This window comes from Saccharopolyspora sp. SCSIO 74807 (assembly GCF_037023755.1).
GTDB classification, from domain to species: Bacteria; Actinomycetota; Actinomycetes; order Mycobacteriales; family Pseudonocardiaceae; genus Saccharopolyspora_C; species Saccharopolyspora_C galaxeae.
This window is the reverse complement of the sequence record NZ_CP146100.1, coordinates 2,514,872-2,530,482: the sequence shown is the minus strand read 5'-3', so window position 1 is coordinate 2,530,482 and position 15,611 is coordinate 2,514,872. Positions and strand designations below refer to the sequence as shown.

The 15,611-nt window shown below is 68.7% G+C and carries 16 protein-coding genes and 1 pseudogene; 6 read left to right on the top strand and 11 right to left on the bottom strand.

What is annotated here, in order from left to right:
• The first annotated feature begins 267 nt into the window (after positions 1-267).
• From V1457_RS11620 to V1457_RS11610, 4 genes and pseudogenes are all read left to right on the top strand, one after another.
• Positions 268-1,035: a WXG100 family type VII secretion target gene (locus V1457_RS11620; protein ID WP_338603385.1), complete on the top strand. Its 768-nt coding sequence runs from the start codon at positions 268-270 to the stop codon at positions 1,033-1,035.
• A 2-nt stretch (positions 1,036-1,037) separates the two neighbouring features.
• Entirely contained in the window at positions 1,038-1,670 is a 633-nt protein-coding gene (locus tag V1457_RS11615) for a hypothetical protein (protein ID WP_338603382.1), read from the top strand.
• Positions 1,671-1,697: 27 nt separating this feature from the next.
• Positions 1,698-1,808: pseudogene (locus V1457_RS30595) on the top strand (hypothetical protein); the annotation flags it as partial.
• Between the two features lie 59 nt (positions 1,809-1,867).
• Positions 1,868-2,155: a hypothetical protein gene (locus V1457_RS11610; RefSeq protein WP_338603379.1), complete on the top strand. Its 288-nt coding sequence runs from the start codon at positions 1,868-1,870 to the stop codon at positions 2,153-2,155.
• A gap of 21 nt (positions 2,156-2,176) precedes the next feature.
• Here V1457_RS11610 and V1457_RS11605 read toward each other — a convergent pair whose 3' ends face one another.
• The 4 genes from V1457_RS11605 to V1457_RS11590 all read right to left on the bottom strand — a co-directional run bounded on the left by V1457_RS11605 (position 2,177) and on the right by V1457_RS11590 (position 4,044).
• Complete coding sequence (locus V1457_RS11605; protein WP_338604949.1) at positions 2,177-2,437, bottom strand: HepT-like ribonuclease domain-containing protein; 261 nt, start codon at positions 2,435-2,437, stop codon at positions 2,177-2,179.
• 177 nt (positions 2,438-2,614) lie between these two features.
• Entirely contained in the window at positions 2,615-3,037 is a 423-nt protein-coding gene (locus tag V1457_RS11600) for a hypothetical protein (RefSeq protein ID WP_338603376.1), read from the bottom strand.
• A 146-nt stretch (positions 3,038-3,183) separates the two neighbouring features.
• The gene (locus tag V1457_RS11595; RefSeq protein ID WP_338603373.1) at positions 3,184-3,336 is read right to left on the bottom strand and encodes a type II toxin-antitoxin system RelE/ParE family toxin; all 153 of its coding nucleotides are present in this window, start codon (positions 3,334-3,336) and stop codon (positions 3,184-3,186) included.
• 12 nt (positions 3,337-3,348) lie between these two features.
• A complete protein-coding gene (locus tag V1457_RS11590) occupies positions 3,349-4,044 on the bottom strand; it encodes a uracil-DNA glycosylase (protein ID WP_407074783.1) in 696 nt (231 codons plus the stop codon).
• A 124-nt stretch (positions 4,045-4,168) separates the two neighbouring features.
• On the opposite strand from V1457_RS11590, the gene V1457_RS11585 reads away from it, so the two are divergent.
• Both V1457_RS11585 and V1457_RS11580 read left to right on the top strand, forming a co-directional pair.
• Complete coding sequence (locus V1457_RS11585) at positions 4,169-5,644, top strand: S10 family peptidase (protein WP_200069278.1); 1,476 nt, start codon at positions 4,169-4,171, stop codon at positions 5,642-5,644.
• Between the two features lie 149 nt (positions 5,645-5,793).
• Positions 5,794-6,615 (top strand): SAM-dependent methyltransferase, encoded by an 822-nt coding sequence (locus tag V1457_RS11580; protein ID WP_200069277.1) that lies wholly within the window; start codon positions 5,794-5,796, stop codon positions 6,613-6,615.
• A 35-nt stretch (positions 6,616-6,650) separates the two neighbouring features.
• Here V1457_RS11580 and V1457_RS11575 read toward each other — a convergent pair whose 3' ends face one another.
• The 7 genes from V1457_RS11575 to V1457_RS11545 all read right to left on the bottom strand — a co-directional run bounded on the left by V1457_RS11575 (position 6,651) and on the right by V1457_RS11545 (position 15,463).
• Complete coding sequence (locus V1457_RS11575) at positions 6,651-7,652, bottom strand: ABC transporter ATP-binding protein (RefSeq protein WP_200069276.1); 1,002 nt, start codon at positions 7,650-7,652, stop codon at positions 6,651-6,653.
• Entirely contained in the window at positions 7,645-8,643 is a 999-nt protein-coding gene (locus V1457_RS11570; protein ID WP_295146404.1) for an ABC transporter ATP-binding protein, read from the bottom strand. The genes V1457_RS11575 and V1457_RS11570 overlap by 8 nt, the downstream gene beginning before the upstream one ends.
• Before the next feature lie 19 nt (positions 8,644-8,662).
• Positions 8,663-9,601 (bottom strand): ABC transporter permease, encoded by a 939-nt coding sequence (locus V1457_RS11565; protein WP_374220923.1) that lies wholly within the window; start codon positions 9,599-9,601, stop codon positions 8,663-8,665.
• Positions 9,602-9,665: 64 nt separating this feature from the next.
• Positions 9,666-10,592 (bottom strand): ABC transporter permease, encoded by a 927-nt coding sequence (locus V1457_RS11560; RefSeq protein WP_200069273.1) that lies wholly within the window; start codon positions 10,590-10,592, stop codon positions 9,666-9,668.
• A 73-nt stretch (positions 10,593-10,665) separates the two neighbouring features.
• Complete coding sequence (locus V1457_RS11555; protein WP_338603364.1) at positions 10,666-12,282, bottom strand: ABC transporter substrate-binding protein; 1,617 nt, start codon at positions 12,280-12,282, stop codon at positions 10,666-10,668.
• A gap of 199 nt (positions 12,283-12,481) precedes the next feature.
• Complete coding sequence (locus V1457_RS11550) at positions 12,482-13,435, bottom strand: Ppx/GppA phosphatase family protein (RefSeq protein ID WP_338603361.1); 954 nt, start codon at positions 13,433-13,435, stop codon at positions 12,482-12,484.
• 219 nt (positions 13,436-13,654) lie between these two features.
• Entirely contained in the window at positions 13,655-15,463 is a 1,809-nt protein-coding gene (locus V1457_RS11545; protein WP_338603358.1) for a lytic murein transglycosylase, read from the bottom strand.
• Positions 15,464-15,611: the final 148 nt, after the last annotated feature.

Sequence of the window (15,611 nt, the reverse complement as noted above, 5' to 3'; positions counted from 1 at the left end):
CGAACCGCCGAGGAGATTTGCTGTTCGTCACACCCCCAACTCCGGCAATGCGCGAATCTCGATGCGTCGATCAGCGAAGACTTCCACCGACCGCCTCCCGGCATCCCCTCGCGGATATCCCGCGCAGCACGATCCTACTGATCTTGCAATCGCGACTGGCCTGTTCGCGGCAGACACGCACCGTCGCCGACGAGCCGGAAAGCGTTTGCACCGCCGGAGAGCCTGCTCAACGGACTTCCCGGCGAGGTCCGATCAATCGTGCGGCCCTTGGCGGATCCGTTCATCGAGGTCATCGAGATGGTCTCCGGAGATCCGGACGATCTGGTGCGGGCGGCCGAAGTTTGGCGCGACGCCGCCTCGCGCACCCGCGAGATCACCTCGCAGCAGCGGTCGGACGGCGCGCAGACCCGGCAGCACTGGAAGGGTGCGGCGTCCGACGCCTTCGGCGCCAAGCTCGAACAGATCGGCACGACCCTCGACGAAGTCGCCAAGAACCTCGACGACACCTCCGAGCTGCTCGTGCAGGCCGCCCAAGGGTGCGCCGAAGCCGCGAACCTGATCCTGGACATCCTCGTCGACCTGCTCATGTTCCTGATCGCGGACCTGCTGATCAGCCTGGCTCTGGCCGTGATCAGCGCAGGGGCGTCGATGGCAGCGGGGGCAGCCGCGGCCGCTGCCAACGCGGCGCGCGCGTTCTCCCGGGTCATGAAGATCGTCGAAAAGCTGGCAAAGCTGATGGACCGGCTGCATGACCTGATGAAGCAGCTCAAGCGGGGCCTGGACACCTACAAGCGGGGCTTCGAGGAACTCAAGGACCTGAAGAAGTCGACCAGTCTGTTCAGCCGCGAAGGTCTCCTGGCGCGCGGTGGGAAATCCGCCTACACGGCGCCGGTCCGGATACCGCTCGGGCAGGCGATCGGCGAGCCGGTTCCGGGCGGCGCGGCCGGACTCGGGGCGAACATCGGCAAGGACGTCTACAAGTACGCTCAATCCAGTTCCGGCGAGATCAATCCGCAACCGAACCAAGGTCAGTGACCATGCCGCTGTTGAACGCATTCAAGATCCACGGTGACGCCGCTCAGCGAGCGCTGCAGAACCAGGAAACGCTGCTGGCATTGAGCCCGGCGACGGTGGCTTACGGAGTAACCCGCGGGTCTCGCGGCGCGGAACCGGATGCCGACCGGGTGCACGACAAGCTCGGCGAGGTCGCGGGCCGGGCGGGTGCAGCCGTCAAGCGCGCGGAGGGGAGAAGCCGCCCGCGGCGCGGAGTGGTCCGAGCACTGCTCGCTCCGTTCGCACTCTTCGGCGCCGGCCCCGCGGGTCCGAGGGACTTCCCCGAATCGTGGTTCGGCGGCCGCACCTGCGAAGGACGGGGTGGATCCGCCGCTCGCGCCGTTCAACAGAGCACCAAAGAGGTCCGGGAATCATACCTGGCCGTTTCCGACCGACGTCTCCTGCTGCTGGGGCAACGGGAGTCAGGCGGTCCGATGAGCGTGCTGTGGACGGCGTCTCGGGATGCGGTCGCGATGGCTCGCCGCCGTCCTCGGCTCTTGGCGCGAGCACGGTTGGAAATCCGTTTCACGGATGGTTCGTGGGTCGTCTTGAGCGCATGGCCGCCGAACATCGGGAGCTGGCACGCCAAGCAAATCGTCGACGCTCTCGCTCGGTGATTCGAGAAGAACGGGGGAAGATCATCGATGTCCGAGATCTCCGAGCGCATGGAACAGCTGATGCGCAACGTGCAAGAACAGGCCGCGAAGGCCGACGAGCTGCAATCCGCCGTGGAGAACGTGCGCGGCACGGCGACCAGCGCGGATCGCTCGGTAACTGTCACCGCGGCATCCTCGGGTGCAGTGCTGGACCTCAGTTGGACGCACAAGCGGCTCGCCAGTCGCACGTGGTGCTCCAGAAGACGATCTTGTCGACGATTCGGGAAGCGACCCGCAACGCCGCCGAGCAGCTCGACGAGGTCGCCGAACCGCTGCTGGGTGACCAGTTCGGGCAGTTCCAGCACCTGATGAAGGCCGGAACCGGACACGTGGCGACTCCGGGGGAAGACGCCAAGACTGCCCCACCACCTCGGTTTCAGGCCGACGGCACCGGGGATGACGGACGACGAGCTCCACGCGCGCCTGGCGGATCCAGTCTCAGCTGATGCGACCGCACTACTGCAGGATCAAGCGGTCGCCTGGTCGTAGACGAACTCGGCGACCTGTGCCTGGTACTCCGAGTACGTATCCAGCGCGAGCGGCACGGCAGCCGCGACGATGTCGTAGTTGATCCGGATGTATTCGTGCACGATCGCGTTGCGCATGCCCACCGAGGGTTTGATCTTCGCGACGATCGCGGCCGTCAGGGCCTGCGCTTGCTCCATCAGATCAAAGCTGTCGCGGTAGTTCTCGGGAGCACGCCCGAGGAACCGAGCTGATGTGCGTATTGATATCAGCGGCCAGATCCACCAAGCGGCAGGTCAGCCGCTCGACGGCAGCCGCTGTCACAGGATCGGACCGCAGTCTGCTCGCGTCCAGCGGGGCGATGCTTCGCAACGTCGTGATCGCCCGGCCGACCGCGTCGAGCTTGTTGCGGACAACCGCTACGTCCACCTGCCTACGGGTCATCGTCGGGCCATCAGCTTGAGATCGAGGAGGCGGAGGTGCTTGGTCTCCATCTCCGTCGTCAGCGCCGCCATCTGCGCGAGCGTGAACAAGCTCGGCTCCGCTTCGTACAACAGCAGGCTCTGCGGACCGAGCGCGCGGGCAGCGGCCACCACGCCGGCAGTGTTCAGGTCGAGGAGATCGATTCCGTCGAAGCCGCTCATGTCCATCAGATCGTCGATCAACCCGATGACGTCCAACATGTTCCCCGGCCGATGCCGACACGCGACGTCCAGATCCGCCGGCGGCCGCGTCGGCTCATCCTCCACAACGCTGCCATGCACGACGAGCAGATCCAGGTCGTACCTGCTGCACAACTGCGCGATCTCACCCGACTCCACTGCAGCGTGGAGCCGCTCAAGCGCTTCGCGCGGCGTCGTCATCACTCCTCAGCATAATCGACGACGCGCTCCTGGCGGAGCAAGATCGCCTACTACCGAGCGGGTGCGGCCGAGCACGACCGGCGCTACACCGCGCGCCAAGACTTGCAGGGAAGGCATGGCGTACTCATCAGACATCCCCGTTCCCTTCAGTGGTAGTCCACGATCTCGACGTTCTCCGGTCCAGCCGACGTCCACTCGAAGCAGATGCGCCACTGCTGGTTGATCCGGATGCTGCACTGACCGGATCGATCTCCATTCGCCTTCTCCAGCCGGCCTTGATAACGACAAGCGTTATGCACTGGTGCCGGACCTCACCGAAGGCCTGCCAGGCCCTTCGCCTGCTCCAGGACCTCCCGCAGCATCGCCGGAGTGAGCTTGCCGGTGAAGGTGTTCTGCTGGCTGACGTGGTAGCAGCCGAGCAGGTGCAGGTCCGCTCCGCCGTCGGTGGCGGGTAGTTCGGCGTGCGCGGCGTGGCCGAACTTCGGCTGCGGCGAGGGCACCTGCCACACCGCGTCGCGCAGTACCGGCAGCAGGGCCTGCCAGCCGAAACCGCCCAGCACCACGACGACTCGCAGCGTGTTCCGCAGCAGCACGAACTCGTGGGAAAGCCAGCTGCGGCACGTGTCGCGCTCACCGGTGGTGGGCTTGTTCGCGGGCGGCGCGCAGTGCACCGGCGACGTGATTCTGGTGCCGTACAACGTCAAACCGTCGCCGAGGCCGTAGGCGTGCGGCTGCGATGCGAGGCCGACGTCGTACATCGCCTGGTAGAGCACATCGCCGGAACGGTCACCGGTGAACATCCGGCCGGTGCGGTTCGCGCCGTGCGCGGCGGGGGCGAGACCGACGATCGAGATCGCCGCGTCCGGCGGTCCGAAACCCGGAACCGGACGGCCCCAGTAGGTCTCGTCGCGGAACGCCGCCCGCTTCTCCCGCGCGACCCGTTCGCGCCACTCGACCAGCCGCGGGCAGGCCGTGCAGCGGGCGACCCGCTCGTCCAGCTCGCCGATCGCGGTGGTGCCTGCGGCCGCGGTGGCGGGGTCTTCGACGGGATGCTCGATCAGTTCGGAGATCACCAGCCCACGGTGGCAGAAACACCGCGGAGCTGCGGTACGCGGCACGTAGGGTGCGGATATGGCAGCCAGCGAAACGAAACCCGGCGACTCCGAACAGGCCCCCGCGAACACCCCGGCCGAGCCGGTCGACGACCTCGTCAGCACGCACCACACGATCACCGCCAACGGCGCGGAGCTGCCCTACACGGCCACCACCGGCCGCATCGTGCTGCGCGAAGAGGTCTACACCGACGGCAAGTTCGAAGGGCACAAGCCGAAGGCCGAGGTCTTCCTGACCTCCTACGTCGCCGACAGCGCCGAACCGCGCCCGGTGACGTTCGCGTTCAACGGCGGGCCCGGATCGGCCAGCGTGTGGCTGCACCTCGGGGTGCTCGGACCGCGCCGGGTGCTCTCCGGCGATGCGGGCTCGCCCGCAGCCCCGCCGTACGGGCTGGCCGACAACGAGCAGACGCTGCTGGCGCACAGCGACCTGGTGTTCATCGACCCGGTCTCCACCGGTTTCTCCCGCGCCGTCGAAGGCGGCGACCCCGGCGGTTTCCACGGCTACAAGGCCGACATCGAATCCGTCGGCGAGATCATCCGGTTGTGGACCTCGCGCAACGGGCGGTGGATGTCGCCGAAGTACCTCGCCGGTGAGTCCTACGGCACGCTGCGCGCCGCGGCGCTCGCCGAGCACCTGCAGGACCGGCACGGGCTGTACCTCAACGGGCTGCTGCTGATCTCGTCGGTGCTGGACATGGGCACTATCCGGTTCACAGAAGGCAACGATCTGCCGTACTGGCTGTACCTGCCGACCTACGCCGCCATCGCGCACCACCACGGCAAGCACGGCGACCGCCCGCTTCGCGAAGTGCTGGACGAAGCGGAGAAGTTCGCCTCCGGCGACTACGCGTGGGCGCTGGCGCGGGGCGCGCGGCTGTCCGCGGCCGAACGCGCGGACATCGTGCGGCGCACCGCGGAACTCACCGGCCTGTCCGAGGACTACGTGGACCGCGTCGACCTGCGCATCGAGCACCTGCGGTTCTTCACCGAGCTGCTGCGCGACCAGCGCCGCACGGTCGGCCGAATGGACGGGCGCTTCCTCGGGTGGGAAGCCGACGCGGCGGGCGAACGGTTCACCGACGACCCGAGCGTGTCCGGCATCATCGGTGCCTACTCGGCGGCGATCAACCACTACGTGCGCGAAGAGCTGGAGTACGTCAACGACCTGCCGTACGAGCTGCTCACCAGCCGCGTGCAGCCGTGGTCGTACAAGGAGTTCGAGGGCGCCGCAGTATCGGTCGTGGACAGGCTGGGTTCGGCGATGCGCGCCAACCCGCACCTGCGGGTGCACGTCGGTGCCGGCTACACCGATGGCGCCACGCCGTACTTCGCGGCCGAGCACGTGCTCGCGCGGCTGCCGATTCCGGAAGAGCTGCGGGAGAACATCGAGGTCCGCTACTACGACGCGGGCCACATGATGTACGTGCACGAGCCGTCGCGGGTGCAGCAATCCGCCGACCTCGCCGAATTCGTCCGCAACGACCGTCCCTAGTGGACGCGGGACCGCAGTTCGACCAGGGGTGAACGGGCCGTTCGGCCAACCGGAGTGGAACCGGCGGTCCGTTCACCAGCGCACGGCGGGCGGGCGGCGGGCGCGAATACCCATGGTCATCGACCGCCCGTTGTTGCACCATCAACAGCATGGTCGAGAGTGATCGAGAGCGGTTCACCACGCTGCCGGAGGTGCCGGACACCGACCGGCCCAACTCCGCGCGGATGTACGACTACTACCTGGGCGGTTCGGCGCACTTCGCGGTCGATCGGGATGCCGCCGACGACGCGCTGCGCGTGCTGCCGCAGTCGGCGACCTACGCGCAGGCGAACCGGGCCTTCCTGGGGCGGGCGGTGCGGTTCCTGCTCGCGCAGGGCATCGACCAGTTCCTCGACCTCGGTTCGGGCATCCCCACCGTCGGCAACGTGCACGAGATCGCGCACTGGTCGAACCCGCGCGCTCGCGTCGCCTACGTCGACCACGAACCGGTCGCGGTGGCGCACGCCAGGCGGATGCTCGAAGGCAAGCCGAACGTGACGATCACGCAGGCCGACGTGCGCGACGTGGACAGCGTGCTGGCCGCGCCCGGCGTCGCGGACATGCTGGACTTCGGCCGCCCGCTGGCGGTGCTGGCGATCGCCATCCTGCCGTTCGTGCCGGACGACGCCGAGGCCAGGCAGCTGGTGGCCCGCTACCGGGCCGCGAGCCCAGCGGGCAGCTGGCTGGCGATCTCGCACATCTCGCAGGTCTCGGCCACCGACGAGCAGGTGCGGGTCGCGCACGAGGTGATGGCCCGGACCCCGACCCCGGTGGCGTGGCGCAACCGCGTGGACATCGAGTCGCTGTTCGACGGGTACCGGCTGGCCGATCCGGGCCTGACGTTGTCGCCGCTGTGGCGGCCGGACCGGACGATCGACGAGGACGAGGCGGCGCTGGCCAACGCCTACGGCGGCGTCGGCTACCTGGTCTGACCGTGGGCGGGCCGCGCGGCCCGCCCACGCCCGGCTCACGCGAGCACCTGCGGCCGCTCCTCCGCGAAGTGGCAGGCCGCGGGGTGCTCGCCCAGCCGGACCTTCAGTTCCGGCGCCTGTTCGGCGCAGATGTCCTGCGCCTTCCAGCACCGGGTGCGGAACCGGCAGCCCGACGGCGGATCGGCCGGGCTCGGCACGTCCCCGCTGAGCCGGATGACCTCCCGCTTGCCCCGCAGCTGCGGATCCGGGACCGGCACCGACGAAAGCAGCGCCTGGGTGTACGGGTGCTGCGGGTGCTCGTAGATCTGCTCCTCGGTGCCGACCTCGACCATCTGCCCCAGGTACATCACCCCGACCCGGTCCGACAGGTGCCGCACCACGCCCAGGTCGTGCGCGATGAAGATGTAGGACAGCCCGAACTCCTGCTGCAGCTCGCCGAGCAGGTTCATCACCTGCGCCTGGATCGAGACGTCCAGCGCGGAGACCGGCTCGTCGCACACGATCACCTTCGGCCGCAGGGCCAGCGCCCGCGCGATGCCGATGCGCTGGCGCTGACCGCCGGAGAACTGGTGCGGGTAGCGGTTGATGTGCTCGGGGTTGAGCCCCACCACGTCCAGCAGCTCCTGCACCTTGCGGTTGCGCTCGCCTTTCGGCGCGACCTCCGGGTGGATCTCGAACGGTTCGCCGACGATGTCGCCGACGGTGCGCCGCGGGTTCAGCGAGGTGTACGGGTCCTGCAGCACGATCTGCATGTCCCGGCGCAGTTTGCGCAGTTGCGCCCCGCTCATCCCGAACATGTCCCGGCCTTCGAAGGTGGCCGTGCCGCTGGTCGGCTTCTCCAGCCGCATCAGCACCTGGGCGAGGGTGGACTTGCCGCAGCCGGACTCGCCGACGATGCCCAGCGTCTCGCCCTTGTACAGGTCGAACGACACCCCGTCGACGGCCCGCACGTGGCCGACGGTGCGTTGGAACACCACTCCCCGGTTGATCGGGAAGTGCTTGACCAGGTCGCGGACCTGCAGGATCGGCTCAGTCACTCTTGATCAACTCCTCCGCGAAGTGGCAAGCGCTGGTGCGGCCGAGCCCCAGGTCGTGGTGCTCGGGCAACTCCTGACGGCACAGGTCCTCGGCCCGCGTGCAGCGGGGGTGGAACGGGCAGCCCGCCGGGATGTCCATCAGGTTCGGCGGCAAGCCGCGGATCGTCTCCAGGTCTTGGCCTTTGAGGTCCAGCCGCGGGATGGACCGCATCAGGCCCTCGGTGTAGGGGTGGCCCGGCTGCCGGTAGAGGCCGAGGGCGTCCGAGGACTCCACGATCCGGCCCGCGTACATCACCACGATCCGGTCGGCGACCTCGGCGACCACGCCGAGGTCGTGGGTGATCAGGATCAGCCCCATGCCGCGCTCCCTGCGCAGCTCGTCGAGCAGGTCCATGATCTGCGCCTGCACCGTCACGTCCAGCGCCGTCGTCGGCTCGTCCGCGATGAGCAGGTCCGGGTCCAGCGCCAGCGACATCGCGATCATCGCCCGCTGCCGCATGCCGCCGGAGAACTGGTGCGGGAACTCCTTCACGCGCTGCGCGGCGTTCGGGATCTTGACCATGTCCAGCAACTCCACCGCGCGGGCGGTGGCGTCCTTGCGGGACATGCCGCGGCGCGTGCGCAGCTGCTCGGAGATCTGAAAACCCACGGTGTAAACGGGATTCAACGCGGAAAGCGCGTCTTGGAAGATCATCGCCATCGAGTCGCCGCGCAGTTGACGCCGCCGATCTTCGCTGGCGGTGAGCATCTCCTCACCGGCGTAGCGGATCGCCCCGCCGGTGACGAACCCGGGCGGGGTGTCCAGGATGCCCATCACGGTCTGCGCCGTGACGCTCTTGCCGGAGCCGGATTCGCCCAGCACCGCCAGGGTCTCCCCCGGATCGACGTGGTAGCTCACGCCGTTGAGCACCTTCGCCACGCCGTCGCGGGTGCGGAACTCCACGTGCAGGTCCTCGACGTCGAGCAGCCGCCCGCCCGCCTTTTCGTCCACTTCGGACACAGCGGTCCTCCTACTTCTGCTTCGGGTCGAGGGCGTCGCGGACCGCATCGCCGAGCATCACGAACGCCAGCACGGTCATCACCAGGAATCCTGCCGGGAACAGCAGCAGGTGCGGCGATGCCTGGATGAATTCGCGCGAGTCGGAGATCATCACGCCCCAGGACACGACCGGGAACTTCAGCCCGAGCCCCAGGTAGGACAGCGTGGCCTCGGCTCCGATGAACCCGCCCAGCGCGATCGTGGCGTACACCAGCACCGGCGCCAGGCAGTTCGGCAGCATGTGCCGCAGGATGACCCGCGACGGCTTCGCTCCGAGCGCCCGCGCGGCCTTGACGTAGTCCTGCTGCTTGGCCGAGATCGCCGCCGACCGCATGATGCGCATCGCGATCGGCCAGGACAGCACCGCGATCGAGATGACCACCTGCATGATCACCCGGGTACCGCTGGGAATCTCGTCCGGCGAGTTGAAGGTGGTCAGGATGACGATCGCGCCGAGCACGAACGGCAGTCCCAGGAAGATCTCCGAGAGCCGGGACAGCAGGTTGTCCACCCAGCCGCCGTAGTACCCGGACAGGATTCCGACCACCGAGCCGATCAGCACCGTGCCCAAGGTCGCCAGCAGACCGACCGTGATCGAGGCCCGGGCTCCGTGCACGGCGCGGGCGAAGATGTCCCGGCCCTGCAGGTCGTAGCCGAACCAGGCTTCCGCGGACGGTCCCTCGCGGGATTTCAGCAGGTCCGAGTGGTTCGGATCGACCGAGGTGAACAGTTGCGGGAAGGCCACCATGGCCAGCAGCACCAGGATGATCGCCGAGGCGATCAGGAACATCGGCCGCCGCAGCAGGTCGTGCCAGGCATCGCCCCACAGCCCGCGTGGCTTCTCCTGCTTCGCCGCGGCGTGCGATGCCTGCGCCGCGAGCAGACCTGCGCTGTTCTGCCCGGTGGCCACGGCGTGCTTGGTCGCGGCCGAATCCTGGGTGTCCTCGGGAGTGGTGGGAGAGGAGGCAGTCGGTTCAGTCATATCGAATCCTCGGGTCCAGGACCGCGTAGAGAACATCCACGAGGAGGTTCATCAGCAGGTACACCAGCACCAGCAGGGTGACGATCCCGGTGACCGTCATGCCTTCCTTGGTCAGGATGGCCTTGTAGACCAGCCCGCCGATGCCGCGGATGTTGAACACGCCCTCGGTGACGATGGCACCGCCCATCAGCGCGCCCAGGTCGGTGCCCAGGAACGTGATGACCGGAATCAGCGAGTTGCGCAGCAGGTGCACTCCCACGACCCGGTTCGGCTTGAGCCCCTTCGCCGTGGCGGTGCGCACGTAGTCGGCGCGCTTGTTCTCCATCATGCTCGTGCGGGTCAGCCTGGCCACGTAGGCCATCGACAGGCTGCCCAGCACGAAACCGGGCACCAGCAGCTCGCCGATGCTCGGATCGCTGCCGACCGAGGTCTTGATCAGACCGAGCTCGGTGCCCAGCCAGACCTTGAGCAGGAAACCGGTCACGAACACCGGCAGCGAGATCAGGAACAGCGTGGAGATCAGCACCAGGCTGTCCAGGAATCCCTTGCCGCGCAGGCCGGTGAGGATGCCTGCCAGCACGCCGATCACGGCCTCGATCAGCAGCGCCACGATGGCGAGCCGGACCGTGGTCGGGTAGGCGTTGGCGATCAGGTCGCTGATCTGCACACCGGCGTAGGTCTCGCCGAAGTTCCCGGTGAACAGCTGTCCCAGGTACTTGAAGTACTGCACGATCAGCGGATCGTCGAGGTTGTACCTGGCCGTCATCTCGGCGACGTACGACGGCGGGCAGGCCCGCTCACCGCACTTGCCCGCGAACGGGTCGCCCGGCACCGCCCACACCAACGCATAAATGATGAACGTGGTGCCGATGAACACCGGGATCAACTGCAACAGGCGTCGCAGCACATAACGTCCCACCGGTCCTCCTGATTCACACCGAGCGCCGCCCGGTCCGCGCAGTTGCGCAGCGGCCCGGGTGCGGTGCGCTGCTTCATGGCTGCTGGGGTTTGAGCGTCACCGACGTGAGGTCGAGCTTGCGGAACGGCGTCGCCTTCGCGTCGGCCAGCCGGTCGGACAGGCCCGCCTGCACCGGCTGGCTCCACAGCGGGATCACCGGCATGTCCTGGGCCAGGATCCGCTCGGCGGCCGCGTAGCGCCGCTCCGCTTCGGGAATGGTCGGTGCCGCGTTCGCCCGGTCCAGTGCGGCGTCGAACTCCGGGTTGGAGTACTCGTAATCGTTCGAGGACGCGCCGGTGCGGTAGAGCTGCGTCAGGAAGGACTCGATGCTCGGGTAGTCGGCGATCCAGCCGGTGCGGAACATCCCGGAGAACTCCCGGGCGCTCGCCTGCCTGCGAAACTCGCTGAACGTCGGGGTCGGGGTGAACCGCACGTCGATCCCGAGGGTCTGGCGGATGCTGGAGGCCACCGCCTCGGACCATTCGGAGTGCCCGCCGTCGCCGTTGCTGATGATCTGCAGCGTGCCCTGGAATCCACCGGCCTTGGCCAGCAGCTCCTTCGCCTTCTGCGGGTCGTAGGTGCAGTATTCGCCGCACTGGTTCGGCACGTAGCCCTGGACCGACGGGGCGACCCAGCCGTCCGCGGGCGTTCGGCTACCGGCGAAGATCTGCCGGGTGATCGTCTCGCGGTCGATGGCCATCGAGATCGCTTTGCGCAGATCCGGGTTCTGGAACCGCTGGTCGTAGAGCGGGAAGGCGATGTTCTGCGTGAGCAGACCCGGCTTCTCCTGCGCCCCGTCGCCGAGGTCGGTGCGCCAGATGTCCCCGGCCAGCGCCGAGACCGGCACCTGCCGGACGAAGTCGAGGTTGCCCGAGACCAGGTCCTCGTAGGCGGTGTCCAGCTCGTCGTAGACCTTGAACTGCACCTTCGGGACCTTCGCCTTTTCCGCTCCCTGGAACCCGTCGTAGCGGGAGACGGTCAGGCTCTCGTTCGGCACCCGCGACTCGAACTTGAACGGCCCGTTGCCGATCGGGTGCTGCTCGAATCCCTCCGGATCGGCGAAGAACCGCTCCGGCAGCGGGTAGAACGGCCCGTAGCCCAGCATCGTCGGGAAGATCGTCAGCGGTGCTTTGAGCTCCACGGTGAACGTGGTCGGATCGACGACCTTGAGCCCGGACAGCTCGTCGGTCGGCGGCGTCGCGCCCTCCTCCTCCGGGTTGAGCTCGTCGTAGCCCTTGACCTGCTCGAAGAAGCTTCCGCCCTGCTGCCCGTTCGGCCCGTAGGCGGTGTAGTTCCACGCCTTGACGAAGCTCTCGGCGGTGACCGGGCTCCCGTCGTGGAAGGTCCAGCCCGGTTTGATCTTGATGGTGTAGAACCGGTGGTCCGGCGAGGGCTGGATGGACTCGGCCATCTCGTTGTGCACCGAGGAGTCGTCCGGCGAGTACTTCACCAGCCCGGCGAACAGCGCGTCCATCACGTTGCTGCCGTTGGCCTCGGTGGTGTTGCCCGGGACCAGCGGGTTCTCCGGCTCGCCCCATTCGACGGTCACCGTGTCCCTGGGCGCCCCGCTGTCCCCGCCGCCGCAGGCCGTGGCGAGCATGGCCACCGCCAGCGGGACCGCCAAGCAGGCGGCCAGACGTCGCTTGCGCATGTTGCGTCCTCCCACTTCCACGCGCCCCCTCAGCGGAATTCCGGGGCACCAAGCACAGTGGTGATGAGCACCACCGCGACAGCGTAAACATAATTGAGGGCGGGCCACCCCCAGAACGCTGTCACGAATTCGAAACTTTCTGGTTCGATGCAGAAACCGGCCACCCACCACCCGGATAGTCCGGCCCACATCGTGGGAACTAGCTGATGGAAAGCGCTATGCCGTCCAGGATGTCGTGCTCGGACACCGAGATCGCCTCGATGCCGGCGCGTTCCCTCAGCTCGTCGGCGAGAACCTGCACGACGAGCGCGCCGCCGCCGATCACATCGACCCGTCCGGGATGCATTGAACCGATCGCGGCTCGTTCTTCGTGAGTCATCGTCAACAGCTCCGACGTCGTTTCTCGAAGCTGTTTCTGGGATAAACGGGAAAGGTGAATTGCGGCCGGATCGTAATCCGGCAGGTTCTGCGCGACCGCGGACAACGTGGTGACGGTGCCCGCGACGCCGACCCAGGTCCGCGCGCCGGAGGCGTCCACCGCGGCGAAAGCGTCGTCGAGCACGCCACGGGCGACCTGCTCGGCATCCCGGACCTCCTGCTCGGACGGCGGGTCGTCGTGCAGGCAGCGCTCGGTCAGTCGCACGCACCCGATGTCGGCGGAGTAGGCGGCCGTGATCTCGGCGCGTGCACCGTCCCAGCGACCGACGACGACTTCCGTGGAACCACCGCCGACGTCGGTGACCACGAACGGGCCGGCCGCCGGGTCGAAGTCGCCCACCGCGCCGATGAACGAAAGGCGGGCCTCCTCCGCACCGGTGATCACCTCGGCGTCCACGCCGAGCGTTTCCCGCACCATGGCGAAGAAGTCCTCGCGGTTGGCCGCGTCGCGGGTCGCCGAGGTCGCCACCATGCGGACCGCCTCGGCACCGTTCTCGCGCGCCACCGCCGCGTAATCGACCAGCGCATCGCGGGTGCGCCGCAACGCCTCGTCGGCGAGTCTGCCGGTGGCGTCCACGCCCTGCCCGAGCCGCACCACCCGCATCTCGCGGTGCACGTCGCGCAGCTCCGGCGAACCATCCGGCCGGGCGGTCACGTCGGCCACCAGGAGCCGGATCGAGTTGGTCCCGCAGTCGATCGCCGCCACCCGTGACATCGCTGGTCTCCTCGTGCTCGTATGCATCGCCAACGCTCGGCGCGTTCCTCGGTCGGCAACGCTATCGGCCGGGTGGAAAAGGCGAATGTGGACACACCGTCGGCGTGTCGGCGTGGACATCGACAGGGCCCGCGGGTAGAGCCGCTGCGGCCCCGCGCGCTGGGCGAACGTCGTGATGACGCCGTTGGAGGCTCTCCTCGGCTCCGCCTGATCGAGTGATCATGGGGCGAAGTCGGCGGGCACCTCGCACGGGTCGAGCGGACCCGAGCCGCCCGACTGCACGTAGACGATGTCGCCGGGCGATGCTTCGCCCGCGTCGGTCGTGCCCGCGGGCAACGCGCGGCCCGTCGCGGAGAGCTGCTCGGCCGGGACGAACCGGCCTTCGCGCAGCGTGGCCGCATCGCACTCGCGATCGGCGGGGTCAGCTGACGTGGACGGTGCGCTCGTCTCGGAACCACCGGTCGGTTCGGAGGTTTCCGGCCGCTGCGAGCCGGCGGTCGAACTCGGTGCGACCGGTCCGTCCGTGGTGGGCGTGGTCGACGGAGTCGGGGGCTGCGAACCCTGCGAAGACGGGAGCTGCGCAGACGGGCGCTGCGGGACCGTCGAGGTCTCCGATGGCGCAGCCGGATCCGAAGACAGGTCGGGAGCCGGGCCGACCGAACTCGGCGGCACGGGACCCGTCGAGCTCGGGGCGGGCGGGACGGTTTCGGAGTCCGTCACGGACGGCTCACCGCTCGGCGCCGGCGTCGCCGGTTCGCTCGGGACCGACGGGTCGCTCGGCGTCTCCGGATCGCCGGTGAGAGCAGGCATCGACGGCTCGCTCGGGAATCCCGGAAACGGTTGCTCGCTCGAAATGCCCGGTGCTGCGGGCTCTTCCGGCCAACCCGGCACCGACGAGCCGGTGCCCGGTACCGGCTCACCCGATGGCTCGGGCGCCGGTGGCGTGTTCGCGGACGGCGGCACCGCGGGATTCGACGCGTGCGGGGCGCTCGGCTGCACCGGTTCACCAGCCGCAGAACCCGGCCGCGGCCCAGGAATCGGTTCACCGGAAAGCCCGCCGGGCGAGCCGGGCGGCGGAGTCACCGCCGACCAACCGGGCCGCGCCGGCGCCACCGGCTCACTCGCGGATTGCGGCAGCGCCACCGCGTGCGGCCGCTCGTTCGGCAGCCGGCTGCCCGCCAGCACGTCCTGGTCCCCGACGTCGGGCAACGGCTCCAGCGGCGACGGGGTCACGCCGCTGTCGTAGGCATCGGCCCACCGCAGCACGGTGCGCACGTATTCGTCGGAGTGGTTGTAGCGGAACACCGCTTCGGCCAGCTGCCGCGGATCGCGCAGATCGGCATCGCCATCGCAGAGGTAAGCACCGGCGCTGGCCACCGCGTCGTGCACGTTGTGCGGGCTGAGCACGCCGTCGTCGTTGCCGTCCATCGCGTGCTTGTTCCAGGTCGACGGGATCAGCTGCATGGACCCGACCGCGCGGTCCCACACCGGATCACCGTCCAGGCTGCCTTGGTCGGTGTCCGGGATCGCGGCCACACCGGGACCGCCGCTGAGCCGCGGCCCGAGGATGGCGGGCACCGTGGTGCCGTTGACGTCGATCCGCCCGTCCCGCGCGTGCCCGGACTCGATCCGGCCGATGGCGGCGAGCACCGACCAGCGCACTCCGCAGGCCGGGTAGCTCTGCCCGAGCCGGTCGGCCGCGCCGACGTAGGCGGCGAGCATCGGTTCCGGGATGTCCAGCGAACCGCGCGGCAGGTCCGCGGCCGGACCGGGCAACTTGCGGGGTTCGCCCGCGAGGTCGAGCAGGTTCTCGCTGGGTTCGAGGTTGCGCGGCAGATGCCCGGTGGCTCCGTAGCGGCTACCGCCGGGCGCCCCGTCGGCGCGACCGTCGCGCAGGGTCGGTGGCGGCATCGACAGCAGGGCGCTGGACGCCGCCACCATCAGGACGGTCGGAGTGAGGAACGTGGCGGCGCGCCACCTGCGCCGGTTGCGGCGACGAGCGGTTTGCCGGGTGGTGCGAGCTGCCACGGCGCCTCCAGCCCCAAAGTGTTCTCGCCTGCGGCGAACTCCACCGTGGCACGTACTCGCTGGTCACGAAGTTCGTCGACACCATCGAGTGAAACGGTGCAGCCGACGTCGAGGGCTACTGCGCGGTAGCCGCTTTGGCCTACCCTGC

What these genes read in the sequence shown, in the direction of transcription:
- V1457_RS11615 (WP_338603382.1), top strand. Translation starts at nt 1,038, where the DNA reads ATGCCGCTGTTGAACGCATTCAAGATCCACGGTGACGCCGCTCAGCGA.
- V1457_RS11600 (WP_338603376.1), bottom strand. Translation starts at nt 3,037, where the DNA reads ATGACGACGCCGCGCGAAGCGCTTGAGCGGCTCCACGCTGCAGTGGAG.
- V1457_RS11580 (WP_200069277.1), top strand. Translation starts at nt 5,794, where the DNA reads ATGGTCGAGAGTGATCGAGAGCGGTTCACCACGCTGCCGGAGGTGCCG.
- V1457_RS11585 (WP_200069278.1), top strand. Translation starts at nt 4,169, where the DNA reads ATGGCAGCCAGCGAAACGAAACCCGGCGACTCCGAACAGGCCCCCGCG.
- V1457_RS11555 (WP_338603364.1), bottom strand. Translation starts at nt 12,282, where the DNA reads ATGCGCAAGCGACGTCTGGCCGCCTGCTTGGCGGTCCCGCTGGCGGTG.
- V1457_RS11550 (WP_338603361.1), bottom strand. Translation starts at nt 13,435, where the DNA reads ATGTCACGGGTGGCGGCGATCGACTGCGGGACCAACTCGATCCGGCTC.